This window comes from Amycolatopsis solani (assembly GCF_033441515.1).
In the GTDB taxonomy this organism is placed as follows: domain Bacteria; phylum Actinomycetota; class Actinomycetes; order Mycobacteriales; family Pseudonocardiaceae; genus Amycolatopsis; species Amycolatopsis solani.
Genome location: NZ_JAWQJT010000003.1, coordinates 86,677 through 110,436 on the forward strand (window position 1 = coordinate 86,677; position 23,760 = coordinate 110,436).

The 23,760-nt window shown below is 72.1% G+C and carries 27 protein-coding genes; 13 read left to right on the forward strand and 14 right to left on the reverse strand.

Annotated elements, in window-relative coordinates; genetic code table 11:
• Positions 1 to 7 precede the first annotated feature (7 nt).
• Complete coding sequence (locus SD460_RS33590; RefSeq protein ID WP_290054310.1) at positions 8 to 1,351, forward strand: ATP-binding protein; 1,344 nt, start codon at positions 8 to 10, stop codon at positions 1,349 to 1,351.
• Positions 1,348 to 1,836 carry a hypothetical protein gene (locus SD460_RS33595; RefSeq protein WP_318307250.1) on the forward strand — a complete coding sequence of 163 codons (489 nt, stop codon included), beginning with the start codon at positions 1,348 to 1,350 and terminating at the stop codon, positions 1,834 to 1,836. The genes SD460_RS33590 and SD460_RS33595 overlap by 4 nt, the downstream gene beginning before the upstream one ends.
• An 11-nt stretch (positions 1,837 to 1,847) precedes the next feature.
• Here the strand turns inward: SD460_RS33595 and SD460_RS33600 are convergent, their stop codons facing one another.
• Positions 1,848 to 2,438 (reverse strand): NADPH-dependent FMN reductase, encoded by a 591-nt coding sequence (locus SD460_RS33600; protein WP_290054243.1) that lies wholly within the window; start codon positions 2,436 to 2,438, stop codon positions 1,848 to 1,850.
• Positions 2,439 to 2,528: 90 nt separating this feature from the next.
• Here SD460_RS33600 and soxR point away from each other — a divergent pair, with 90 nt between their 5' ends.
• Complete coding sequence (gene soxR / locus SD460_RS33605; protein ID WP_290054245.1) at positions 2,529 to 3,008, forward strand: redox-sensitive transcriptional activator SoxR; 480 nt, start codon at positions 2,529 to 2,531, stop codon at positions 3,006 to 3,008.
• A gap of 7 nt (positions 3,009 to 3,015) precedes the next feature.
• On the opposite strand, the gene SD460_RS33610 is transcribed toward soxR, so the two are convergent.
• From SD460_RS33610 to SD460_RS33620, 3 genes are all read right to left on the reverse strand, one after another.
• Positions 3,016 to 3,525, reverse strand: coding sequence for a mycothiol transferase (locus SD460_RS33610; RefSeq protein ID WP_290054247.1), 510 nt, complete (start codon positions 3,523 to 3,525; stop codon positions 3,016 to 3,018).
• A 73-nt stretch (positions 3,526 to 3,598) separates the two neighbouring features.
• Positions 3,599 to 4,138, reverse strand: coding sequence for a hypothetical protein (locus tag SD460_RS33615; protein WP_290054249.1), 540 nt, complete (start codon positions 4,136 to 4,138; stop codon positions 3,599 to 3,601).
• Between the two features lie 2 nt (positions 4,139 to 4,140).
• Complete coding sequence (locus tag SD460_RS33620) at positions 4,141 to 4,800, reverse strand: hypothetical protein (RefSeq protein WP_290054250.1); 660 nt, start codon at positions 4,798 to 4,800, stop codon at positions 4,141 to 4,143.
• A 224-nt stretch (positions 4,801 to 5,024) separates the two neighbouring features.
• Here SD460_RS33620 and SD460_RS33625 point away from each other — a divergent pair, with 224 nt between their 5' ends.
• Both SD460_RS33625 and SD460_RS33630 read left to right on the forward strand, forming a co-directional pair.
• Positions 5,025 to 5,768, forward strand: a complete 744-nt coding sequence (locus tag SD460_RS33625) for an SDR family oxidoreductase (protein ID WP_290054252.1) — start codon at positions 5,025 to 5,027, stop codon at positions 5,766 to 5,768.
• Between the two features lie 14 nt (positions 5,769 to 5,782).
• A complete protein-coding gene (locus SD460_RS33630) occupies positions 5,783 to 6,670 on the forward strand; it encodes an SDR family oxidoreductase (RefSeq protein WP_290054254.1) in 888 nt (295 codons plus the stop codon).
• Here SD460_RS33630 and SD460_RS33635 read toward each other — a convergent pair.
• A complete protein-coding gene (locus SD460_RS33635) occupies positions 6,651 to 7,088 on the reverse strand; it encodes a DUF6314 family protein (RefSeq protein ID WP_318307251.1) in 438 nt (145 codons plus the stop codon). The genes SD460_RS33630 and SD460_RS33635 overlap by 20 nt on opposite strands.
• Before the next feature lie 68 nt (positions 7,089 to 7,156).
• Here SD460_RS33635 and recQ point away from each other — a divergent pair, with 68 nt between their 5' ends.
• The gene (gene recQ, locus SD460_RS33640) at positions 7,157 to 8,992 is read left to right on the forward strand and encodes a DNA helicase RecQ (protein ID WP_318307252.1); all 1,836 of its coding nucleotides are present in this window, start codon (positions 7,157 to 7,159) and stop codon (positions 8,990 to 8,992) included.
• A 1-nt stretch (position 8,993) separates the two neighbouring features.
• Here the strand turns inward: recQ and SD460_RS33645 are convergent, their stop codons facing one another.
• The gene (locus SD460_RS33645; RefSeq protein ID WP_086672874.1) at positions 8,994 to 9,215 is read right to left on the reverse strand and encodes an antitoxin; all 222 of its coding nucleotides are present in this window, start codon (positions 9,213 to 9,215) and stop codon (positions 8,994 to 8,996) included.
• A 128-nt stretch (positions 9,216 to 9,343) separates the two neighbouring features.
• On the opposite strand from SD460_RS33645, the gene add reads away from it, so the two are divergent.
• Entirely contained in the window at positions 9,344 to 10,309 is a 966-nt protein-coding gene (gene add / locus SD460_RS33650; RefSeq protein WP_290054262.1) for an adenosine deaminase, read from the forward strand.
• Here the strand turns inward: add and SD460_RS33655 are convergent.
• The gene (locus tag SD460_RS33655) at positions 10,287 to 11,651 is read right to left on the reverse strand and encodes a vWA domain-containing protein (protein ID WP_290054263.1); all 1,365 of its coding nucleotides are present in this window, start codon (positions 11,649 to 11,651) and stop codon (positions 10,287 to 10,289) included. The two genes, add and SD460_RS33655, sit on opposite strands and share 23 nt — an antisense overlap.
• Complete coding sequence (locus SD460_RS33660; protein WP_290054265.1) at positions 11,648 to 12,529, reverse strand: AAA family ATPase; 882 nt, start codon at positions 12,527 to 12,529, stop codon at positions 11,648 to 11,650. Before SD460_RS33660 ends, SD460_RS33655 begins: the two co-directional genes overlap by 4 nt.
• 63 nt (positions 12,530 to 12,592) lie before the next feature.
• Here SD460_RS33660 and mgrA point away from each other — a divergent pair, with 63 nt between their 5' ends.
• The 3 genes from mgrA to SD460_RS33675 are packed head-to-tail and all read left to right on the forward strand — an operon-like array spanning position 12,593 to position 15,208.
• Positions 12,593 to 13,621, forward strand: coding sequence for an L-glyceraldehyde 3-phosphate reductase (mgrA, locus tag SD460_RS33665; RefSeq protein ID WP_290054267.1), 1,029 nt, complete (start codon positions 12,593 to 12,595; stop codon positions 13,619 to 13,621).
• 41 nt (positions 13,622 to 13,662) lie between these two features.
• Positions 13,663 to 14,322, forward strand: coding sequence for a TetR/AcrR family transcriptional regulator (locus SD460_RS33670; protein ID WP_290054269.1), 660 nt, complete (start codon positions 13,663 to 13,665; stop codon positions 14,320 to 14,322).
• A gap of 16 nt (positions 14,323 to 14,338) precedes the next feature.
• Positions 14,339 to 15,208, forward strand: coding sequence for a TIGR03564 family F420-dependent LLM class oxidoreductase (locus SD460_RS33675; protein WP_290054270.1), 870 nt, complete (start codon positions 14,339 to 14,341; stop codon positions 15,206 to 15,208).
• Between the two features lie 6 nt (positions 15,209 to 15,214).
• Here SD460_RS33675 and SD460_RS33680 read toward each other — a convergent pair whose 3' ends face one another.
• The 4 genes from SD460_RS33680 to sigC all read right to left on the reverse strand — a co-directional run bounded on the left by SD460_RS33680 (position 15,215) and on the right by sigC (position 19,998).
• The gene (locus tag SD460_RS33680; RefSeq protein WP_318307679.1) at positions 15,215 to 16,438 is read right to left on the reverse strand and encodes a PucR family transcriptional regulator; all 1,224 of its coding nucleotides are present in this window, start codon (positions 16,436 to 16,438) and stop codon (positions 15,215 to 15,217) included.
• Between the two features lie 136 nt (positions 16,439 to 16,574).
• Positions 16,575 to 17,033, reverse strand: coding sequence for a (2Fe-2S)-binding protein (locus SD460_RS33685; protein ID WP_290054274.1), 459 nt, complete (start codon positions 17,031 to 17,033; stop codon positions 16,575 to 16,577).
• Between the two features lie 8 nt (positions 17,034 to 17,041).
• Positions 17,042 to 19,288: a xanthine dehydrogenase family protein molybdopterin-binding subunit gene (locus tag SD460_RS33690; protein ID WP_290054276.1), complete on the reverse strand. Its 2,247-nt coding sequence runs from the start codon at positions 19,286 to 19,288 to the stop codon at positions 17,042 to 17,044.
• A 164-nt stretch (positions 19,289 to 19,452) separates the two neighbouring features.
• A complete protein-coding gene (sigC, locus tag SD460_RS33695) occupies positions 19,453 to 19,998 on the reverse strand; it encodes an RNA polymerase sigma factor SigC (RefSeq protein ID WP_318307253.1) in 546 nt (181 codons plus the stop codon).
• 58 nt (positions 19,999 to 20,056) lie between these two features.
• Between sigC and SD460_RS33700 the strand changes: the two genes are divergently transcribed.
• Entirely contained in the window at positions 20,057 to 20,746 is a 690-nt protein-coding gene (locus SD460_RS33700) for a zf-HC2 domain-containing protein (RefSeq protein ID WP_290054280.1), read from the forward strand.
• Positions 20,747 to 20,776: 30 nt separating this feature from the next.
• Here SD460_RS33700 and SD460_RS33705 read toward each other — a convergent pair whose 3' ends face one another.
• Entirely contained in the window at positions 20,777 to 21,517 is a 741-nt protein-coding gene (locus SD460_RS33705) for a DUF427 domain-containing protein (protein WP_290054282.1), read from the reverse strand.
• Between the two features lie 139 nt (positions 21,518 to 21,656).
• Here SD460_RS33705 and SD460_RS33710 point away from each other — a divergent pair, with 139 nt between their 5' ends.
• On the forward strand, positions 21,657 to 22,811 hold the full coding sequence (locus SD460_RS33710; protein ID WP_438860589.1) for an ROK family protein: 1,155 nt from the start codon (positions 21,657 to 21,659) through the stop codon (positions 22,809 to 22,811).
• Positions 22,812 to 22,865: 54 nt separating this feature from the next.
• Positions 22,866 to 23,183 carry a nuclear transport factor 2 family protein gene (locus SD460_RS33715; protein WP_290054285.1) on the forward strand — a complete coding sequence of 106 codons (318 nt, stop codon included), beginning with the start codon at positions 22,866 to 22,868 and terminating at the stop codon, positions 23,181 to 23,183.
• On the opposite strand, the gene SD460_RS33720 is transcribed toward SD460_RS33715, so the two are convergent.
• Complete coding sequence (locus tag SD460_RS33720) at positions 23,180 to 23,686, reverse strand: PaaI family thioesterase (protein WP_290054287.1); 507 nt, start codon at positions 23,684 to 23,686, stop codon at positions 23,180 to 23,182. The genes SD460_RS33715 and SD460_RS33720 overlap by 4 nt on opposite strands.
• Positions 23,687 to 23,760 lie beyond the last annotated feature (74 nt).

Sequence of the window (23,760 nt, forward strand, 5' to 3'; positions counted from 1 at the left end):
GGTGATCATGATCCTCGGCGCCACCGCCGCGGCCGGGGCGAGCTACGTCTCCGCGCGCACCGCCATCCTCGGCGGCATCCAGGACCAGACGATGCTGAAGCTGCGCGACCAGATCACGGCCTACCTGCCGACCGTGTCGCTGCCGCCGACGCAGGGCACCCTCGACGCCTTCGCCACGGCGCTGAAGTCCAGCGGCGCCGTCGTCGTCTACCACGACATGCGCGCGACGTCGGGAATCGACTACGACAGCGTGCCCGCCGAGCTGCGCCAGGCGGTGGCGCACAGCACGAACATCCAGTTCCAGCGGGTCGACATGCAGGGCTACCCGATGTTCTTCGTCGGGATCCCGGTGCAGACCGGGCGCAACGGCGGCCAGCCGAGCGGGCTCGAGGTGTACGCGGCGGTCTCGCTCACCCAGCAGCAGGAGGCGATCGACGACCTGGCCACCAAGGCGTGGACCTACTCCGTGCTGATCTTGCCGGTCGCGGTGGCGGTGGCCCTGCTCGCGGCGCGCCAGGTGCTGCGGCCGGTGCGCGCGCTCAACACCGCGGCCAGCCAGCTCGGCCGGGGGCGGCTGGACGTGCGGCTGCGCGCCACCGGTTCCGACGAGCTGGCCCAGCTGGTCACGACGTTCAACAACACGGCGGCGGAGCTCCAGCGCACGGTCGGCACGCTGCAGACGATGGAAGCGGACGCACGCCGGTTCGTCGCCGACGTCTCACACGAGCTGCGCACGCCGCTGGCCGCGATGAACGCGGTCACCGACGTCCTCGACGAGGACGCCGGCCAGCTGCCGGCCGACACCGCGGTCGCGGCGCGGCTGGTGTCGGCGGAGACCAAGCGGCTGACGCGGCTGGTGCAGGACCTGATCGAGATCTCGCGGTTCGACGCCGGGCGCGCGGAACTGCGGCGCGAACAGCTGGACGTCGCTTCGGCGATCGCCGACAGCCTCGCCGCGCGCGGCTGGGAAGCCGGCGACGACCTGGTCACCGAACTCCCGGCCGGCCTCGTCGCCTCGCTCGACCGGCGGCGGCTCGACATCGTCGTGGCGAACCTGGTCGGCAACGCGATGCGGCACGGCGCGCCGCCGGTGGAAGTGGTCCTGCGGGCCGAGGACGGTGACGTCGTGCTGACCGTCACCGACCACGGCCCTGGCATCCCGGAGCAGGTCCTGCCCGCCGTGTTCGACCGGTTCACCAAGGCCGACACGGCCCGTGCGCGGTCCGAGGGCAGCGGGCTCGGGCTGTCCATCGCCCGCGAAAACGCGCGGCTGCACGGCGGCGACATCACCGCGGCCAACACCGGTTCCGGCGCCCGGTTCGAGCTGCGGCTGCCCCGGGAGGCGTGGTGAAGAAGGTCCTCGTCCTGGCGGTCCTGCTGCTGGTGAGCGCGTGCGGGGTGAAGCCGACGTCGGTGGTCGGCGCCGGGCCGGCGCCGACCCTGCGGAACCCGGAGGGCAGCGCGCGCGGCGCCGAGGTGATCCTCTACTTCGTCCTCGACGGGCGGCTCACCCCGGTGACGCGTCCGATCACCAGCTCGGTGGGCGTCAACACGACGCTGTCGCTGCTGCTGAACGGACCGTCCTACGCCGAGGCGGCCGACGGCTACACGACGATGCTGCCGCCGGCCGGCGGGGAGATCGGGCTGGCCCCCGACCCGCCGCCGACGATCACGCTGCCGCTCCCGGTCGGGCAGCTCACCCCGATCGCGATCAACCAGCTGGTCTGCACGACCTTCGCGGCGCTGGCCGCGCAGAACCGGTACATCATCGAGAACACGATCACGATCGCCGGCACCGACACGAAGCTGCCCTCGCAGACCTGCCAGGCGTTCTGACCGCCGGCGCGTCAGCCGGGGTACGGCCGGGCCGCCCTGGCTTCGGTCAGCGAGCGGGCCCACCACCCCAGCTGGTGCAGCATCGCCTTCGCCGCGACGCCCGCCGCTTCGTCGGTCGGCACGCCGTCCGGGCCGAAGCGGGTGTGGGCGCCGTGGAAGCTGACCGTCTCGCGGATCGTCACGGCGTGGAGCTCGGCGAAGACCGCGCGCAGGTGCTCGACCGCGCGCAGCCCGCCCGAAATCCCGCCGTAGGACACGAACGCGACCGGCTTCGCCCGCCACTCGTCGCGGTGCCAGTCGATCGCGTTCTTGAGCGCAGCCGGGTAGCTGTGGTTGTACTCCGGGGTCACCACCACGAACGCGTCCGCCGCCTCGAGCCGCGGGGTCACCTTCCTGATCTCGGCCACCACCGTCGGCGACGGCGCCGCCCCGAACGCGGGCATCGCCAGCGGCAGGTCGGGCTCGGCCAGGTCGACGACGTCGACTTCGAAACCGCCGGTCTCCCCCGCGACGCCGGCCAGCCAGGCGGCCACCACCGGGCCGAACCGTCCTTCCCGGACACTTCCCACGATCACCGCGACCCGCACGGGTGCTTCGGACACGCTTTCCTCCTTGCCACTGCGGCGTTGTCGCCGTCCGGGCCAGGATGGGACTTCAAGCTCGCTTGAAGTCAAGCGCTCGGCTGTGGTTGCATGGCCGGCATGGTGAACGCGACGCTGCCCGACTTGACGGTCGGCGAACTTTCCCGGCGCAGCGGGGTACCCGCGTCGGCGCTGCGGTTCTACGAAGACGAAGGACTGATCCGCAGCCGCCGCACCGCCGGGAACCAGCGGCGGTACTGCCGGGACGCCCTGCGGCGGGTGACGTTCATCCGGATGTCGCAGCGGGTCGGCATGCCGCTGTCCACGATCCGCGAGGTGCTGGCCCTGCTGCCCGACGACCGCACGCCCACGCGGGCCGACTGGGCGCGGATTTCGCAGTGCTGGCGCGAAGACCTGAACGCGCGGATCCGCCAGATGGAACAGCTGCGCGACGACCTGACCGACTGCATCGGCTGCGGCTGCATGTCACTGGCCAAGTGCCGGCTGGCCAACCCGGGCGACCGGCTCGGCGCCGACGGCCCGGGGCCGCAGCGCCTCGCCGATCACCGCGCGGAGGGTTACGAGGACTGACCTTCGTTCACCGGCGTTCCAGCAGGCCGCGCAGGAACATGGCCTGGCCGGCGTGCTGGATGTCGTCGTCGAGGACGCTGATCAGGCGCACGCCCAGCGTCACCGGCGGGTCCCAGGCCTCGTCGACGACCCGGTCGAGGTCGCTGCCTTCGAGCCCCTGGACGTACCGGACGGTCTGCTCGTGCACGGCGTCGTAGTAGCCGGTGAGCAGGTCCGGCTTGTCGACGCGGACCGCCTCGACGTCCTCGGGGCGGTGGCCGTAGCCGGTGTCGCCCGCCGGGAACGGGAGGCCGAAGCGCGTCAGCCAGTCCTGGCCGATCCACACCTGCTCCGTGCCCGCCACGTCCGCGACGTGGTCGTCCTGGACCCGGGTCAGGTGCCACACCAGCCAGGCGATCGAGTTGGCCTCGTCGTCCAGCCGGGCCCGGAGCTGCTCGGCGGTGAGTCCTTCCACCGCGGCGTGCACCGTGCCCTGGACCCGGCTGAACCCGTCGACGAGCAGATCGGCCACGTTCATTCGGCTGCCTCCCGTTGCTGACGCCGTTCCCCGGCGTGCGTACCCGATCATGCCCGCCGGGAAACGGTTCCCGCTAGCGCGGCAGCAGCTGGTCGAAGAACGAGCGGTAGCGCCGCAGCGCGATCCGGAGCTCCTCGGTGGCCGGTTCGCCCTGCTGCCACTGGCCTTCCAGGTCGCTCTTGTGCTCGGCGAACGTGGTGGCCAGCGCGCTGATCACGGCGGCCACCAGTTCGTCGGCCTCCCGCACGGCCTGCTTCGGGTCGTCGACGAAGCCGGTCTGGACGTTCTGCCAGCGGTCGCGGAAGCCGGTGACCTTCTCCTCGTCGATCAACGGCGGCGTTTCGACGTCGCCGCCCGAGCCGGCGGACGCGGTCTGCTCGGCCGGAGCGGCGGTGCCGGAGCCCGCGGACGCCAGGTCGGCGGTGCTCAGGCCGTGGTCCGGCCCGGTGCCCGGCTCGCGGAATTCGGCGTGCTCGCGATCGGCGGCCCCGGTGTCCTCACGGGACGAGTCCTCACGGGACAGGTCGTCGCGGGACAGCTCATCCCGGGACAGGTCGTCGCGGCCGAGGTCGTCGTCCCGGTCGGCGTCGTGTCGCGTCAGGTGCTCGGTCATGGTCAGCGTCCTCCGTTCCACTCGGTCCGCGGCTGCGCGGACGCCCGGTGCTCGTGCTGGTCGGCGTCACGACGGTCGTCGTGCTCGTGACCGTTGCGGCGGTCGTGGTGCTCGCCGTCGTGGTGGTCTTCGTCGGCGCCGTCGGTCAGCAGGTCCTCGAACACGGTCCGGTAGCGGACCATCGCGTCGCGCAGGTCCTCAGTGGACGCTCCGTCACGCTTCTGCTGCGTGGTGTGCGCGGCGCGGTAGTGCTCCAGGGTCTTGGCGTGGCGCACCGAAAGGTCGGACAGCTGCTGCTCGTACCCCTCGGTCGGGTAGCCGCGTTCGGCCATCAGCGCGACGAGGAGCCGGTCCGCCTCGGCAACCGCGGCGGGCGGCTGGTCGACGAACTTTTCCTGTACCTGCGCCCATTCCCGGGCATAGCGCTCCCGGGCCGAGGCCGACAGCGGGCGGATGTCGAGCTCCTTGTGCCGGCGCTCGCGCTCGGCGAGTTCTCGTTGCGCGGCACGCGGGTTGTCGCTTTCCTCCACGGCCCGGTCGTATTCCGGGCCGAACCGCTGCTGTAGCCGTTTTCGCTGCATCTCTTGCGTCACAAGCCAGATCACGGCGCCGAGCACCGCGAGGGCCACGACGACGATCACGACGATCAGCCAGGTGGGCATCACACAACTCCTTCATGGATGTCGCCCCCGATGGGCCCTGTGTGCCCGAAACCCGGTTGCCGAAAACCACTGCGGCGCCGGATTCGGCCGACCGGCCGCGCCGGTGCCGCCGGATGCCACTGTAACGACGATAACAACCTGGGACTAGCGCCGTTAACGCAGCGGTGCTATCGTCGATAACAGAACGACGGAAGCAGCGTTACCCACCCAGGAGGAACGTCCCGATGAGCACCACCACCGAACCCCGCGTCGCGATCGTCACCGGCGGCTCCCGCGGCATCGGCCGCCAGGTCGCCGAGCGGCTGGCCGCCGACGGCATGGCCGTCGTCGTCAACTACGCCGGCAACGAGAAGGAGGCCGCGGCCGCCGTCGACGCCATCACCGAGCGCGGCGGGCAGGCCATCGCCGTCCGGGCCGACGTCGCCGAACCCGCCCAGGTCGCGGAGCTGTTCGACACCGCGGAGCGCACCTACGGCGGCGTGGACGTCGTCGCGCACCTGGCCGGCGTCATGAACCCGCCGACGCCGATCGCGGACATCGACTTCGACGTCCTCGACCGGGTGCACCGCACCAACATCCGCGGCACGTTCGCGGTGGCGCAGCAGGCCGCGAAGCGGGTGCGTGACGGCGGCGCCGTGATCACCACCTCGACGTCCGTGCTCGGCCTGAACCTGCCCGGCTACGGCGTCTACAACGCGACCAAGGGCGCGGTCGAGGCGATCACCATGATCCTGGCCCGCGAGCTGCGCGGCCGCGACATCACCGTCAACACGGTGGCCCCCGGCCCGACCGCGACCGCGCTGTTCCTCGACGGCAAGGACGAGGAGACGGTCGAGCGGATGGCCAAGCAGCCGCCGCTGGAGCGGCTCGGCCGGCCCGAAGACATCGCGGAGGTCGTCGCGTTCCTGGCCGGCCCGGCCCGCTGGGTCAACGGCCAGGTGCTGCGCGCCAACGGCGGAATCGTCTGAGGAGGAGGACAACCGTGATCATCGTCGTCACCGGCGCCTCCAGCGGGATCGGCGCCCTCTCCGCCCGGGCGCTGGCCCGCGCCGGGCACACCGTCTACGCGGGCATGCGCGACCCCGGCGGCCGCAACGCGCCGCAGGTCGAAGCCGCCGCCGCGGCCGCCCGCGAACACGGCGTCGACCTGCGCACCGTCGAACTGGACGTGGCGAGCCAGGAATCGGCCGACGCGGCCATCGCGGCGATCGTCGCCGAGCACGGCCGGCTGGACGTCGTCGTGCACAACGCCGGGCACATGGCGCTCGGCCCGGCCGAGGCCTTCACGCCGGAGCAGCTCGCCGAGCTCTACGACACCAACGCGATCGGCACCCAGCGCGTCAACCGCGCGGCCCTGCCGCACCTGCGCGCCCAGCGGGACGGGCTGCTGGTGTGGGTGTCGAGCAGCAGCGTCCGCGGCGGCACCCCGCCCTACCTCGCGCCGTACTTCGCGGCGAAGGCGGCGATGGACAGCCTCGCGGTCAGCTACGCCGCGGAGGTCGCCCGCTTCGGCATCGACACCACCATCGTGGTGCCGGGCGCCTTCACCGCGGGCACGAACCACTTCCCGCACGCGGGCCACCCGGCCGACGAAGCCGTCGAAGCGGCTTACGAAGAGCGCTACGCCGGTCTGAACGAGCACGTCGGGCGGAAGCTCGCCGAGATCACCCCGCCCGGCGCGGACGTCGCGAAGGTGGCCGAAGAGCTGGCACGCGTGGTGGACCTGCCCAAGGGGCGGCGGCCGTTCCGGGTGCACGTCGACCCGGCCGACGACGGCGGCCGGCTGGTCGCCGAGGTCGGCGACCGGATCCGGCGGGAGTTCCTGAGGCGGATCGGCCTCGCCGACCTGCTCAGCCCGTCGACCGCGTGAACCGGGTGACGATCAGGTGGTCCTTCGCCGGGCCGCGGACCGCCCACTCCTGCCGCCAGCGCCGCGCGTCGAGCACCTGGTAGCTCCCGCGGTAGAGGTCGGCGCGGCAGGGGTGGTCGGTGGCCCAGTGCCCGGCGCGCAGGTCGAGCTCGTGGAAGAAGCCGCCGTGGTCGAAGTGGACGTCGGCCCGGCCGGGCGCGGTGGGCCGGTAGCGCAGGGTGCGCGTGACCGGGCCGGTGTAAGTGCCGAGGCGCATCTCGCCTGCCTCGCGGTAGACGAGGTCGCCGTCCTCTTCGGTGAACGTCGCGGTGCCGGTCACCTCCCCCGCGACCTCGCCGCCGGCGGTGAGGATTTCGCGGTCGAGCCGCCACGCCCCGGCGAAATGCGCGGCGAGATCGGGAACCGGCCAGTACTCCACGCGCCCAGTCTGCCACCCCGCGGTGGGGCGGACCGGAACTGTCGGACCCCCGCTCTATAGTCGGCCGGGTGGCAGAGACCGACCTCGCACCCGCGTCCGACGCGCTGGAGACCCTCCGGCGCGTGTTCGGCTACGACAGCTTCCGCGGCGACCAGGCGGCGATCGTCGAGCACGTGATCGCCGGCGGCGACGCGCTCGTGCTGATGCCCACCGGCGGCGGGAAATCCCTGTGCTACCAGATTCCCGCGCTCGTGCGCCCGGGCGTCGGCGTGGTGATCTCCCCGCTGATCGCGCTGATGCAGGACCAGGTCGACGCGCTGCGCAACGCCGGCGTCCGCGCCGGGTTCCTCAACTCCACCCAGGACTACGCGGCCCGCCAAGAGGTCGAGTCGGCGTTCGTGAGCGGCGAGCTCGACCTGCTCTACCTGGCGCCGGAACGGCTTTCGGTCGAATCCACCGTGCGGCTGCTCGACCGCGGCAAGATTTCGCTGTTCGCGATCGACGAAGCGCACTGCGTCGCCCAGTGGGGCCACGACTTCCGGCCCGACTACCTCCAGCTCTCCGCGCTGCACGAACGCTGGCCGGAGGTGCCGCGGATCGCGCTGACGGCGACCGCTACCGAGGCCACGCACCAGGAGATCGCGACCCGGCTGAACCTGGACGAGGCCCGCCACTTCGTCGCGAGCTTCGACCGGCCGAACATCCAGTACCGGATCGTCGGGAAGAACTCGCCGCAGCGGCAGCTGCTCGAACTGCTGCGCACCGAACACCAGGGCGACGCCGGGATCGTCTACTGCCTGTCCCGGAACTCGGTCGAGAAGACCGCGGAATTCCTGGTGCAGAACGGGATTCCGGCGGTGCCGTACCACGCGGGCCTCGACGCGCGCACGAGGGCGAAGCACCAGTCGCGGTTCCTGCGCGAGGACGGGCTGATCGTGGTCGCGACGATCGCGTTCGGCATGGGCATCGACAAACCGGACGTCCGGTTCGTCGCGCACCTCGACCTGCCGAAGTCGGTCGAGGGCTACTACCAGGAAACTGGGCGCGCGGGCCGCGACGGCCTGCCCTCGACCGCGTGGCTCGCCTACGGGCTGCAGGACGTCGTGCAGCAGCGCAAGATGATCGACACGTCCGAGGGCGACGAGGCGCACCGCCGCCGGCTGGGCGCGCACCTGAACGCGATGCTCGCGCTGTGCGAGACGGTGGAGTGCCGCCGGGTGCAGGTCCTCAACTACTTCGGGCAGCAGGCCGCGCCGTGCGGCAACTGCGACACGTGCCTGAACCCGCCGGAGAAGTGGGACGGGACGATCGCGGCGCAGAAACTGCTGTCGACGGTCGTGCGGCTGCGCAACGAGCGGCGGCAGAAGTTCGGCGCCGGTCAGGTCATCGACATCCTGCTCGGCAAGTCCACGCCGAAGGTCACGCAGTTCCAGCACGACACGCTCAAGACGTTCGGCATCGGCACCGAGCTGCGCGAGCCGGACTGGCGGGCGGTCGTGCGCCAGCTGCTGGCCCAGGGCCTGCTCGCGGTCGAAGGCGACTACGGCTCGCTCGTGCTCACCGAAGCCAGTGCCGAAGTGCTGGGCGGCGACCGCCAGGTCATGCTCCGCCGCGAGCCCGAGCGCGCGGCGGCGGCGAAGGCCCGCGGCACGCGGAAAGCCACCCCCGCGGCGGACATGCCCGCGGAGGCGGCTCCGGTGTTCGAGCGCCTGCGTGCCTGGCGGGCCGGCGTCGCGAAAGAGCAGGGCGTGCCCGCGTACGTCGTCTTCCACGACGCGACCCTGCGCCAGATCGCCACGCAGCGGCCGTCTTCGCTGGCCGAGCTGGGCACGGTCAGCGGGGTCGGCGAGAACAAGCTCGCCAAGTACGGCGCCGGCGTCCTCGAGGCACTCGTGGCGGACTGACCTAGCGGGCGGCCGGCCCCGGCCGCCCGTCCGGCCCGGTCACGGAGTTGACCTTGCGGACCGCGCCGGCGATCTGCTCGTGGTACTTGCCCTTGGTCTTGTCGTCGACGAACTTGGCCGCCTTGCCGACAGCCCCGTTCACCTTTTCGGGGTTCTTCTTGGCGTAAGCGCGGGCGGCGCCGGCCGCGCCGGCCAGCACGGTGAGCTTGCGCAGGAAAGCCATGGTCGTCTCCCTCGTCGGTGTGCGGTCATCCTGACAACGCGGACGAACCACCCACAGGTTCCCCGTGTGACGATGGCCAAACAAAATTGCCGCGCGAGCGGCACCCGGCGGCCTCTAAGGTCGGGCTCATGCGCGACCTGGCGGCCCTGCCGAAGGCCCACCTGCACGTCCACCTGGAAAGCACGATCCGGCCGGGCACGCTCCGCGAGCTCGGCGAGGCCAACGGCATCGCCGTCCCGGCCGAACCACCGGAGTTCGACGGTTTTCGCGCGTTCGCCGACTACAACGCACTCATCCGGGCCTGTCTCCAGCGGCCAGGGGACTTCGAGCGCATCGCCCGCGAGTACTGCGAAGACGAGCTCGCCCAAGGCACCCGCTACGCCGAAGTCACGTTCACCGCGGCCTCGCACGGGGAACGGCTGGGCGACCTCGAAATGCCCCTGGAATCCGTCCTCAGAGGACTGTCCGGACTCGAAACCCGGCTCGTGCTCGACCACTCCCGGCGCCGCTCGGTCGAACGCGCCGAACGCACCCTCGACCTCGCACTGAAGTACGACGAAGTCTTCGCGATCGGCATGGCGGGCGAAGAAAAACACTCGCTGCAACCGTTCGCCACGCTCTTCGAGAAGGCACAGGCGGCCGGGATCCGCCTGCTGCACCACACCGGCGAGGACGCCGGGCCGGACAGCATCCGCGAAGCACTCGAAGTGGGCCGGACCGAACGGCTCGGGCACGGCATCCGCGTCCTCGACGACCCGTCGCTCGTCGCCGAGGTGCGCGAGCGGGGCCTGGCGCTGGAGGTGTGCCCGTCGTCGAACGTGACGCTGGGACTGGTGCCGTCACTGCCCGAGCACCCGCTCCCCCGGCTCCTCGACGCCGGGCTGACGGTCACGCTCAACACGGACGTCCCGTCGGTGACCGGCGCGGAGCTCGCGGCGGAGTACGCCCGCGTCCGCGACGCCTTCGGCTACGACGACGCGACGATGGCGGACTTCGCGCGGGCGAGTGTCACGGCGTCCTTCGCCCCCGAAGCGACGAAGCAGCGGCTCCTCGCGGACATCGACGACTGGCTCACACCGGCAGCAGGCGCGTGACCAGCGTGCCGAGCTGCTGCACCGTGCGGCACTCGTGCATCTCGACGACGTCGGCGTACTCCAGCGCCGCCGAGTCGCCGGTCGACCACAGCGACCGGCGTTCCGGGTTCAGCCAGTGGACGTGGCGGGCGCGGGACTTGATCGCGCGCACCGCGTCGAGGTTGGGGTCGCCGCCGTTGGTGCGGGCGTCGCCGAGGATCAGCACCGACGTGCGCGGGCCGACGGCGTCCAGCCAGTTCTCGGTGAACTGGCGCAGGGAGCCGCCGTAGTCGCTGTGGCCGTCCCATCGGACCAGCGCCGCTTCGGCCAGCATGCGCGCGCCGAGGTGCTCGGGGTCGGCGGTGCCGGTGGTGACCAGGTGGGTGACCTCGTCGGCGCTGTCGACGAAGGCGAACACGCGGATCTTGCTGAACTGGTCGCGCAGCGCCTGCACCAGCAGCATGGTGAAGTTCGCGAACCCGGCCACCGACCCGGACAGGTCGCACAGCAGCACGATTTCCGGCCGCCCGGGCCGCCGGTGGCGGTAGGCCGGGCGCAGCGGGACGCCGCCGGTGGACAGCGACCGCCGCAGCGTGCGGCGCAGGTCGATCTGCCCGCGCGTGGTGCGCTTGCGGCGGGCGGCCAGGCGCGTCGCCAGCTTGCGGGACAGCGGCTGGATCGTCCGGCGCAGCTCGGCGAGCTGGTTCCGGCTCGCGATGAGGAAGTCGACGCGGTCGGGTGCCGGGGCGATGGCGTGCTTGGCGACGCGTTCGCGGCCGCGGACCTCGGCCGCGCGGCGGCGCGCTTCGGTGCGGACCCGCCCGCGGAACCCCTCGACGCGGCGGCGGATCTCGTCGCGGTCGAGCCGGTCGGTGAACTCGCCGCGCGCGCCCCCGCCGCGGACCGCGGCCAGCACGCGGGCGATCAGCGTCTGCGGCTGGAGCCGCTCCAGGGTCTGGTGCGCCGAAAAGCCGCCGCCGGGGCCGGAGGACGAGCCGTACTGGCCGAGCATGTCGACGGCGAGCCCGGCCAGCTGGGCCAGCGCCTGCTCGTCGCCGTCGGCGAGGGCGGCGGCCAGTTCCTCCCGCAGCTCTTCGAGCGTGGACGGCTCTTCGCGGGCCCGTTCCGGCGCGCCGATCCCGGCCGGGAAGTACAGGTCGAAGGCGGCGTCGAAGACCGCGCGCTGGCCGCCGCGGCGGACGAGCGCGGCAGCCAGGCCTTCGCGGACGAGCGAGCGGTCGTCGAAGCCGAGCACCTCCAGCGCGGCCGCGGCGTCGACCGTCTCGGCGGGACCCGCCGGGATGCCCTGGGCCCGCAGTGCCTTGACGAACGACGCGAGCCGCTCCGGCACGCCGCCGGTCACGACGCGTCCAGGACCTGTTCGAGCTGCAGCCCGGCGCCGGCCTTGGCGATGTCGTCCTGGTGCTTGAGCACGACGCCGAGGCTCTCCCGCACGACCCGCTCGTCCAGCGTCGACGCACCGAGGGCGAGCAGCGTGCGCGCCCAGTCGATGGTCTCCGCGACCGACGGCAGCTTCCGCAGGTCCATCGCGCGCAGGGCGGCGATCACCCGGACGACGGAATCCGCGAGCGCGGCGTCGATGCCCGGGACCTTGAGCCGGACGATCTCGCGTTCCAGCTCCTCGTCGGGGAAGTCGATGTGCAGGAACAGGCACCGTCGGCGCAGCGCTTCGGACAGCTCACGCGTCGCGTTCGAGGTCAGGACGGCGAACGGCGGACGCGTCGCGGTGATCGTGCCGAGCTCCGGGACGGTGACCTGGAAGTCGCCGAGCACCTCCAGCAGCAGGCCCTCGACCTCCATGTCGGCCTTGTCGGTCTCGTCGATGAGCAGCACGGTCGGCTCGTCGGACGAGATCGCGGTGAGCAGCGGGCGCCGGAGCAGGAACTCCTCGCCGAAGATGTCGGTGCGGGCGTCTTCCCACGTTTCGTCGCGGCCGGCGGTGATCCGGAGCAGCTGCTTCGCGTGGTTCCACTCGTACAGCGCGCGAGCCTCGTCGATGCCCTCGTAGCACTGCAGGCGCACGAGCCGCGACCCGCTGACCTGCGCGACGGCCTTGGCGAGCTCGGTCTTGCCGACCCCGGCCGGGCCTTCGACCAGCAGCGGCTTGCCGAGCCGGTCGGCGAGGAACACCGTCGTCGCGACCGCCGTGGAGGCCAGGTAGCCGGCCTCGGCCAGCTTGGCCGACACGTCGTCGACGGAGGTGAAGAATCCGGTGCCCACCACGTGCCTCCTAAGCGGTCGCTCACCCGGAGGGTACCCGATCGACGGGCTAGCATCGGCCGCGTGACCTACCTTGCGGCATCCGGCCGATACGACTCGATCCCTTACCGGCGCTGCGGGCGTTCCGGGCTGAAGCTGCCGGCGATCTCGCTCGGGCTGTGGCACAACTTCGGGCACGACCGCCCGCTGCAGACCCAGCGCGACATCACCCGCCGCGCCTTCGACCTCGGCATCACCCACTTCGACCTGGCGAACAACTACGGCCCGCCCTACGGCTCGGCGGAGGAGAACTTCGGGCGGCTGCTGGCCACCGACTTCAAGCCCTACCGCGACGAGCTGGTGATCTCGACCAAGGCCGGCTACGACATGTGGCCCGGCCCGTACGGCGAGTGGGGCTCCCGCAAGTACCTGCTGTCCTCCTTGGACCAGTCGCTCGGGCGGCTGGGCCTGGACTACGTCGACATCTTCTACTCCCACCGCTTCGACCCCGAGACGCCGCTGGAAGAGACGGTCGGGGCGCTCGACCGCGCCGTCCGCGCCGGGAAAGCGCTCTACGTCGGGATCTCGTCGTACAACTCGGAGCGGACCGCCGAAGCGGCGCGCCTGCTGCGGGAGCTGGGCACGCCGCTGCTGATCCACCAGCCGTCGTACTCGATGCTCAACCGCTGGATCGAGGAGGACGGGCTGCTCGACACCCTGGAGGAGGTGGGCGCGGGCTGCATCGCGTTCTCGCCGCTCGCGCAGGGCCTGCTGACCGACAAGTACCTCAAGGGCGTCCCGGCGGACTCGCGGGCCGCGCAGGGCAAGTCGCTCAACCCGGACACCCTGGACGAGAACCGGCTGAACCGCGTCCGCGCGCTGAACGACATCGCGGAACGGCGCGGCCAGTCGCTGGCGCAGCTGGCGCTGGCGTGGACGCTGCGCGACCACCGGGTGACCTCGGCGCTCATCGGCGCGAGCAGCGTCAAGCAGCTCGAGGACAACGTCGGCGCGCTCGGCAACCTCGACTTCTCGCCGGAAGAACTGACCGAAATCGACGGCCACGCGACCGACGCGGACATCAACCTGTGGAAGCGGTCCTCGGACGACTAATTCGTTTGACCGGATTTCGTATTTGGTCATACGATGGCGGCGTGCCTCCTGCCGAAGACCGGACCGAACGCGCCGAGCGGATCCTCGACGCGGCCGCCGAGCTGCTCCTGCGCGCCGGGTACCGGCGCACGACCGTCGAAGACGTCGCCGAGCGCGCCGGTGTCGGCAAGGGGACCGTCTACCTGCACTGGAAGAACCGCGAGGACCTGTTCCTCGCGGTTCTCCTCCGCGAGTCCGTCCGGAGCCTGGAAGACCTCGTGACGGCGCTCGAAGCCGACCCGCTCGCGGTCGGGCTCTCGCGGCTCACCGAGGTCCAGTACGCCCATGTCATGGGCCGGCCGCTGCTGCGCGCCGGGTACGCCGACGACGCCGGCACGCTCGGGAAGCTGCTCCCGAAGCTGCACGCCAAGCTCGACCCGCGGCACGACGAGGCGTTCGTCGACTACCTCGAGCTGCTGGCCGCGAACGACCTGCTGCGCACGGACCGGCCGGCGCGCGAGCTCGCCGTCGCCTACCAGGCCGTGCTGCACGGCTTCCTGCTCGCCGGGCACCCGCCGGCGCTGATCGCCGACACCGTCGCGCACGCCTTCGAACCGGCCGCGCTCTCGACGAGGCAGCTGCGCGCGGTCGCGCCGCGGGTGCTCGAGCTGTTCACCGAATCCGTCGCGCTCGACCGCAAGCAGCTCGAGCGCGCGTACTGAACCCCTGGGAGGACTCGTGCGCACCGGAATCCTGATCGACGAGCTCGGCGTCGGCTTCGACGCCATGGCCGCTCAAGCCCGCGAAGCGGCGAAGCTGGGCTACACCACGCTCTGGCTGGCGCAACGCGGCGGCTGGGACGCGCTCACGGCACTGCCCGCACTCGGCGCGGCGGCCCCCGGGATCGAACTGGGCACCTGCGTCGTGCCGACCTACCCCCGCCACCCGATCACCATGGCCGCGCAGGCGCTGACCGCGCAGGCGGCCACCGGGGTGCCGGTCCACCTCGGGGTCGGGCTGAGCCACAAGTTCATCGTCGAAGGCGAGTTCGGGTACTCCTACGACCGCCCGCTGCGGCACCTGCGCGAATACCTGGAAGCGCTGAACCCGTTGCTGCGCGGCGAAAAGGCGGACGTCCACGGCAAAACGCTGACGGCCGCCGGCGGCTTGACCACCCCGGGCGCCTCCCGGCCCGCCGTCCTGGTGGGCTCGGTGAGCCCGAAGTCGACGCGCCTGGCCGGCGAACTCGCCGACGGCGTGATCACGACCTGGGCCGGCCCGCGGGCGACCGGCGAGTTCGTGGTGCCTGCCCTCGGGAAACCCTCCCGCGTGGTGTCCGGCCAGCTGATCTGCGTGACGTCCGAAGTGGACGAACGCCGGAAGTGGGTCGAAGAGACCTACGGCGCCGCGGCGGGCGTCCCGGCGTACCGCGCCGTCCTGGACCGCGGCGGCTACGCCCGGGTGTCGGACACCGCGCTCGTCGGCGACGAGGAAACCGTGCGCCGCCAGGTGGACTCCCTCGAAGCCGCGGGCGCGACGGAACTGCTGGTGATGCCGTTCGGCTCACCGGCGGAGCAGGCCCGCACCCGCGAACTGCTGGCGGCGTGAACCGGCTCAGCGCGGCGCCGGCAGGTGGGTCGCCTCCGGGAACAGGTTCAGCGCCCGCAGGGCCGCGCCCAGCTCCGCGATGTCCGCGGGGTTCGTCAGCGAGCGGCCGAGTTCCTCCGTGATCCGCTTCAAGCGGTGCCGGATCGTGTTGGGGTGGCAGAACATCCGCTCCGACGTCAGTTTCGTCGAGCCCTGGCAGTCGAACCACGCGCGCAGCGTCAGCAGCAGCACGTTCCGGTCGTCGCCCGGGAGGTCCAGCACCGGCTGGAGGACGTGGTGGGCCAGCTGCACCGACGCCTCCGGGGAGCTGGCCACCAGCCCGGCCAGCGGCGACTCGGTGAACTGGACCAGGCCCGGCGTGCCCGGCGTCATGCTGGACAGCGCGACGCGGGCCAGGTGCAGCGCGCGGGCGGTGTTGCCGAGGCCGGTGAACACCGGGCTGATGCCCACCCGGCCGACCGGGTGGGCGTGCACCAGGTCCACGACCGCCTTGGACGCGGCCGGGTCGCGGAGGGACACGACGCCCACCTGCAGGTCCGGCGTCAGCCGCCAGGCCGACGCGTGGTGCAGCGCGCGCAGCCGGGCCTCGATCTGGGGCAGCGGTTCCTGGCCGAGGCGCGGGGTTTCCGCCGCGACGACGACGAACGTGCCGTCCAGCGACAGCTCGAGCACGCGGGCGATGTCCCACAGCGTGCCCTCGGTCGCGCTGCCGCCCGCGAACAGCGCCTCGACCAGCGCCGAGCGCCGGTTCTGGTGCGCCACCAGCACTTCCGCCGTCGTGTCGCGGTAGGACGTCGTGAGGGCTTCGGCGAGGTCGTCGATGAGCGCCCAGATCGCCGTCGTCGCGGCGACCAGCCCGGCCAGGTCCTGTTCGCCCGCGGTCAGTTCCACGAACCGGTGCCACACCTCGGTCAGCCCGATCCGGTAGGCCCGCAGCAGTTCCGGCAGCGGCGCGCCCTGCAGCGCCCGGGCCCGGGCGGTCGCGTGGGCCTGGGCCAGGTCCGGGCCGTCCGAGCCGCGCAGCGTGCGCATCACGTGTTCGAGGTTGGCGCGCACCGACGCGCGCAGCTCGGCGTGCGTGACGAACCGGGCGTCGGCGTAGACCGGCATCTCGGTGCGGATCTGCCGCACGGTGGTCTCGATGAGCTCGGGCAGCTTCCGCTCGACGTCGGCGGCGAGGACGGCGACCCGCGGGGCCAGCCCGTCGGACAGCAAGGCCTGGTAGTGCATGGTGCCCTCCGGTCCCCCGACCTCCTCGTCGAGGCCTGAGAACCGCATCTAACCCGAAAGCACCACCCACGACCGGGTGAACTTTCTACAGGACCCGCGAATGCGGAGGTTCTTCTGTAGAACCTCCGCATCCGCGTCAGGCCATTTTGGCGGCCGCGCTCTTGATCGCCTCCCGGATCCGGAAGTAGGTGCCGCACCGGCACACGTTCTGGATGGCGTCGATGTCGGCGTCCGTCGGGTTCTTCGTCTTCTTCAGCAGCGCCACGGCCGCCATGATCTGACCCGGCTGGCAGTACCCGCACTGGGCGACGTCCTGCTCCAGCCAGGCTTCCTGGACCGGGTGCAGCTCTTCGCCGTCGGCCAGGCCCTCGATCGTCGTGACCTCCTTGCCGGCGCAGTCCGAGACCGGCGTGACGCAGGGGTTGAACGCCTCGCCGTCGAGGTGGCTGGTGCAGGCCTTGCAGACGTTGATGCCGCAGCCGTACTTCGGCCCGCGGACCTTGAGCTTGTCGCGCAGCGCCCACAGCATCGGCAGGTCGGCCGGCGCGTCGACGGTGACGGTCTTCCCGTTCACCACGAAGGTGTAGTTGGGCATGGTTCTCCTCAGCGCGGGAACGGGTCGAAGTCGACGGGGAAGGTGATGGGGAAGCTGCGGGGCTTGATCCCGGTCGCCCGGGCGTAGGCGTTGGCGATCGCGCCGACCGGGGCGGGCAGGCCGAGTTCGCCGGCGCCACCGATGTCGTCGCCGGTCGCCGGCATGACGTGCACCTGGACGTCCATCGGCGAGTTCTTCTGGCGCGCGTAGTGGAACTGCGAGTAGCTGCCCTCCAGCGGCAGGCCCTTGTCGATGTGCAGGCCGGCGGTGAGCGTCGTCGAGATCGCGTCGGTCAGGCCGCCGAGCATCTGCGCCTGGATCCCCCGCGGGTTCACCGGCTTGCCGACGTCGACCGCGATGGTCGCCTTGGTGACGCGCGGGTGCTTCGGGTCGCGCGCGTCCAGCTCGACCAGGCAAGCGGTGAAGGACTTGTACTCGCCGTGCACCGCGATGCCCTGCGCGAACCCGGCGGGCATCTTCTTGCCCCACTCGCCGAGCTCCGCGACCTTGTCCAGCACCGCGCGCTGGCGCTCTTCCTTGATGAACTCGCGGCGGAAGGCCACCGGGTCCTTGCCGAGCTTCTTCGCGATCTCGTCGACCATGATCTCTTCGGCGCCGCGGGTGTTCGCCGAGTAGACCGACCGCCACGCCGAGGTGTGGAACTTCAGCGGAACCTCGTTGAGCAGCTGCGTGGTGACGCCGAAGTTGTACGGCGACTTGATCGTCAGCAGGAACACCGTCTGCGCGAAGCTCAGGTTCCCGCCGACGGGCAGCTTCGCCGCGAACGCGGTGAGGATCTCGCCGAGGCCGTGGCTCCAGTCGGTCTCGACGCTGGCGACGCGGTGCTCGAACGTCAGCACCTGCCCGAGCGCGAAGGTGGCGCGGATCCGGTGGTAACTCGCCGCGCGCGCCCGGCCGTGGCGCATGTCGTCGATCCGGCTCCACATCAGGCGCACGGGCTTCTTCATCGCCTTCGAGATGTGCGCGGCTTCGAGGGCGGCGTCGAAGAAGAGCCGCCGCCCGAACGACCCGCCGCCCTGCTGGACGTGCACGGTGACCTTGTTCTCCGGCAGCCCCAGCTCCTGGGCGATGGTCTGCTTGGCCACGATCGGCGACTTCAGCCCGGCCCAGATGGTCGCGCTGTCCTCGCGGACGTCGGCGACCGCGGAGTTCGACTCCATCGGCGCGTGGCTGGCGAAGGCGAAGTCGAATTCGCCGTCGACGTACTGGGTCAGCAGCGGCGGCACCACGAACGGCAGCGCGGCCCCGCGCAGCTTCTTCTTGATGCTCTCGTTGTCCTCACCGTCCACCGTGCCCGGACCCCAGGTGACGTCGAGGGCGTTCTTGCCGTCGAGGGCCTGGCCGAACGTCTCGGCCATCACCGCGACACCGGTGGGCACGACGGCGATGTCGATGATCCCCGGCATCGCCCGGACGGCGGCCTCGTTGTTGACCTTCTCCACGGTGCCGTTGATCGACGGCGGGCGCCGCACCATCACCGGGTTCGCGCCGGGGACGTCGAGGTCGAGCGTGTAGACCTGCCGGCCGGTGACCATCGCGCGGGCGTCCTTGCGCGAGGTCGGCGTCCCGACGAGCGTGTGCGCCGATTCCGCCTTCGGCGCGATGGCGCCGGTGGCGAGGTCCGTGCGCGACGCCGGTCCGGCGAGGACGCCGTAGCCGGCGCTGCGGCCGTCGGGCGCCCACACCGCACCGTCGCGAGTGGACAGCCGGGACGCGCCGGTCCCCCACTTCGCCGCGGCCGCGGCCACCATCCGGGCGCGCGCGGTCGCCGCGGTGGCGCGGACCGGGTCGTAGAGCGAGCGCATCGTGTTGGAGCCGCCGGTGAGCTGGTTGAACAGCAGCTCGGTGCGGGCGTCGGACAGCACGACGTCGACGCGGTCGAGCGGCAGGTCCAGCTCCTCGGCGACGAGCATCGCGGTCGCCGTCGTGATGCCCTGCCCGACTTCGGCGCGGGGCAGCTGCAGCCGCGCCCGCCCGTCGGAGGTCATCTCGAGCACGAGCATGCCGGCGGTCGGCACGCACGACAGCGTCAGCACGTCACCGAGGTCGAGGATCTCCGCGGGCTGCGGCAAGGTCGGGACGACGGCTTCCGCGGTCGCCGGGGCCACCGCGTCCGCGGTCAGCTTGGTGGCGATGGTGAGCGTCGGCGCGGCGACCAGGTAGGTCAGGAAGCGGCGGCGGCCGACCCGCCCTGGGTCGGCGCGGTCAGCGGGTTCGGTGGTGGGACTGGCCATCGGGAATCCCTTGCAGCGTGGTGGCGGGGTGCGCGTCACGCTAAGCAGGCGTTGTCAGGCCGTCAACGCGGAGTAGTCGGGTTCGCCCATTCCTGTGACGAGATGACAGTGGAAGCCGCCGAATGTGTGCGCCGCCACAGTGCCGGACGGCCCAGCGGACTGGTTCAGCCGGCGTCCGAGCCGCGTTCGCGGCGGGCTTCCAGCAGGTCGTCGCGGGCGCGCGCGACGCGCGAGCGGACGGTGCCGACCGGCACGCCGCAGACGTCGGCGGCCTCGGCGTAGGACAGCCCGAGCACCTGGGTCAGCACGAGCACCTCGCGCCGGTCCGGGTCGAGCCCGTCGAGCAGCACGCCGAGCTCGACGAGGTCCTCGAACCCGGCCGCGGCGCGCCCCTGGTCGACCGGGGCGTCCCAGTCGATCTTCGGCCGGGCGGAGGCGGCCCGGATCTGGTCGACGACCACCCGGCGCGCGATGGCCAGCAGCCAGGTCCGCGACGACGAGCGGCCGGCGAAGCGGCGGAGGCTGCCGAAGGCGCGGAGGTAGGTTTCCTGCGTCAGGTCGTCGGCGGCGGCCGCGTCGGTGAGGTGCGCGAGGAAGCGCCAGACGTCGGCCTGGGTCGCGCGGACCCACTCCTCCAGCGCGCGCCGGTCACCCCGGCCGGCGACCATCGCCAGAGCCGTGACGCGTTCGTCGTCCTCACCGCGGGTCATGGTGCGGAACGTAGCAGTAACCGGGAACTTTGTGACCCCGCCGCCCGACTAGTGGACCATGAGGTGCGAGGACTGCCGAAAAGCGCTGTCGGCCCGGCTGGACGGCGAGGCCGAGCCGGTGTCGCCGGACGAGCACCTGGCGACCTGCGCGGCCTGCCAGGAGTGGTTCGCCGGCGCGGAACGGCTGCGGCGCGCGCTGCTGCTGCGCCCCGCTCCCCCGGTCCCGGACCTCACCGCGGCGATCCTCGAGCGCACGCCGGCGCCGTCCGGCGAGGGCTGGGGGCTGCGGATCGCGCTGGCCGTGGTCGCGATCGCCCAGCTCGGCCTGGCGTTCGCCCAGCTGCTCGGCACGGCGGGCGGGCACGGCGGCATCCACTTCGACCACGAAAGCGGCGCGTGGAACCTGGCGGTGGGCATCGGCCTGCTGGCGGCGGTCCTGCGCCCGAAGACCGCGGCCGGCCAGCTGCCGCTGCTGACCGGCTTCGTCGGGGTGCTGCTGGTGCTCTCGGCGGGCGACTTGGCGGCGGGCACGGTGACGCTGTCCCGGCTGGCGACGCACGTGCTGGTGGTGCTGGGCCTGGCGCTGCTGTACGCGGTCCACCGCGGTCACCGCGACCGCGGCACCCCGATCCCGGCCGCGACCGGCGGGGACCGGACGACCGCCGGGTCCACTGTGGACGCCCCGGTGGCGAAGCGGCCGCGTCCCCGCGGGTTCCGGCGCCAGGCCCACGGCCGCCACGCGGCCTGACGCCAGGCGGTATAGGTCGTTATACGCGGGTCAGGCGAACTTCGTCTTCGGGCGCTCCTGCCGCACCCCGTCGACGTAGACGTCCACCTTCTCGTCGAGGAACGCCACGAGGCCGGCGGTCCGGATGCTCTCCGGCAGCGGCGTCGGGTAGCTCCACGCGAGGTCGGCGTGCCCGGCGACGTCGAAGTGGTCCGCCGCGCCCTTGTACGGGCAGTGCGTCACCGTGTCGATCTTCTCGAGCAGGTCCATCCGGACGTCGACGCGGGGCAGGTAGTAGCGGACCGGCAGCCCGGTCTCGAACAGCAGGTGCGGCCGGACGCTGTCGGCGACCGTGACGCCGTCCACCTCGATCCGGACGTGGCGCGAGCTCGGCAGGACGTCGACGCGCACGCCGGGGTCGCGCGGGTGCGTGAAGATCTGCTCGTCCTCTTCGAACCAGTCGAAGGAGGCGAAGTCGAAGCGGACGTGGTCCCGGAGCTCCTCGATGGGCGAATCCGGGTGTTCCAGCGCGCCGTCCACCGCCTCGGCCCGGCCGACCTTTATCGTCGACAGAACACCATCTCCCCGGCTCGGCGAGTGCGTCGTCCGGCCGGAAGGGGTGAGAACGCCGCTCACGACGTCCGCGCGCGGGAAATAGTACGTGGGGTAGTACGGGACTTCCCACACCAGAAGGGGGTGCACGGTGTCCGCGACGAGTTCCCCGCCGAGGAACACCCGTACCCGCTTCGCGCCTTGTGCCACGCGGACCCGGCCGCGTACCGGAGTGCTCATGCCCCGGTCAACGGGTCCCGGATCGGACGTATTCCGGAAAAACCGGGTTGCGGGCGGCTAGCGTGGCGGGGAATACGAAGACGAAAGGCGGGCACGGGTGACCGGCGTAGGAGCTCCAACGGTCGGGACCCCCGCCGGGATGCGCAAGATCAACCAGCGGGCGGTGCTCGACCTGCTGCGCCGCAGCGGGCCGGCGACCCGGCCGCAGGTCGCGAAGGACACCGGGCTGTCGAAGCCGACGGTCAGCCAGGCGCTGCTGGCGCTCGAGGCCGCGGGGCTGGCGCGCCCGACGGGGCAGACGTCGACCGGGACCGGCCGCTCGGCCGTGCTGTACGAGGCCGACCCCACGGCGGGGTACGTCCTGGGCGTCGACATCGGCCGCGAGCACCTCCGGGTCGCGGTGTCCGACCTCGGGCGCGTGCTGGTGGCGCGCCGCGACGAGCGCAACACGGCACGGTCCGGGGCGGCGCTGGTGACCGCGGTCGGGAAGATCGCCGCCGACGCCGTCGCCGAGGCGGGCCTGACGGCGGCCGACATCGTTGTCCGCGTGGTCGGCTCCCCCGGTGTCGCCGATCCGGAAAAGCGCTGCTTCCGGCACGCGCCGAACCTGCCGGGCTGGGGCCGGGCCGGGCTGATCGACGACCTCGAGGCCGTGCTGGGCCCGGACCTGATGGTCGAAAACGACGCGAACCTGACCGCGGTCGGCGAGTGGGAAAGCGGCGCCGCACGCGGCGCGTCGGTGTTCGGCTGCATCACGATCGGCACCGGCGTCGGCATGGGCATGATGGTCGACGGCCGCGTCTTCCGCGGCGCGACCGGCGCGGCGGGCGAGATCGGCTACCTCCCGTACGGCCGCACGCGCGCGGCGGAGGAGCCGACGAGCCCGCCCGCGCGTGGCCACCTCGAAGAGGCGACGGCGGCGCAGTCGGTGGTCCGCGGCGCCCGCGAACTCGGCCTCGGCACGGCGAAATCGGCCCGCGAGGTCTTCCGCCTGGCCCGCGAAGGCGACGAACTCGCCCGCCGCGCGGTGGAAACGGAGGCCGACCGCCTGGCCTACACGGTCGCCTCGGTGGCCGCGGTGATCGACCCGGAACTGATCGTCCTGGGCGGCGGCATGGGCACGGCGGCGGACCTGCTGCTGGAACCGATCGACCGCGCCCTGCGCGCGTTCACGCCGCTGGTCCCGAAGGTGGTCCAGGGCGAACTGGGCGAGGACGCGGTCCTGACCGGCGCGATCAGCGTGGGCCTGCGGGCGGCGGAAGGCCTGGTCTTCGACCGCCGAGTGGGCGCCTGAGTTTTACCCGCGACGTAATCGACGGGCGCTCCGCCGGTGAGCAGGATCGGCGGCATGACCCGAACGAACCGCGAGATCGTCGCCGACTGCTTCGAGAACCTGTTCCTGCGCAAGGACTTCGACGCCGCGAAGGCCGTGCTGCACCCCGGCTTCGTCACCCACAGCCCCGGGCTGCCCTCCGGCCGCGACGCCTTCGCGGACGCCGTGAAGAACTCCCCGCTCGCGGACGCGGCCGCGGAGATCCGGCACGTGGTCGCCGAGGACGACCTCGTCGTCGTGCACCTGCACGTGGCGGGCACCGCCGTCGTCGACATCCTGCGCGTCGAGGACGGCCTGCTCGTCGAGCACTGGGACGTGAAGCAGCCGCTCTAGCGGGTGATCACGCAGGTTCCCGACGCCGTCGCCAGCAGCTTGCCGGCGGCGTCGCGGATCTCCCCCTCGGCGAACGCGATCCGCGAGCCCTCCTTCACCACCCGGCCGGTCGCCCGGATCTCGCCGCGGCCCGCGTGGATCGCGCGCAGGTAGTTCACCTTCAGCTCCACCGACGCGTAGCCGACGCCCGCCGGCAACGTCGTGTGCACCGCGCAGCCGACCACCGAGTCGAGCATCGTGGCCGCCACGCCGCCGTGGACCATGCCGATCGGGTTGTACATCGACTCGTCCGGTTCGGCGACCGCTTCGACGTCGCCGTGCTCGATGCGCTCCCAGCGGAGCCCGAAGTGGGCGGCGATCGGCGGGCCCGGGATGCGGCCGTCCTTGATGGCCGTCAGGTACTCCAGGCCGGACATCGTGGCGCCGAGCCGGGCGGTCGGCAGCGGGTCCTGCCAGGTGATGGTCTTCGAGCGGGTCTCCGCTTCGGCGGCCACGTCGGTCATCTCGGGCTCCTCGATTATGACAAGTGTCTTAATCGCAGCTTCGCCCGGCGCCGGGACGACGTCAAGCGCGGCGT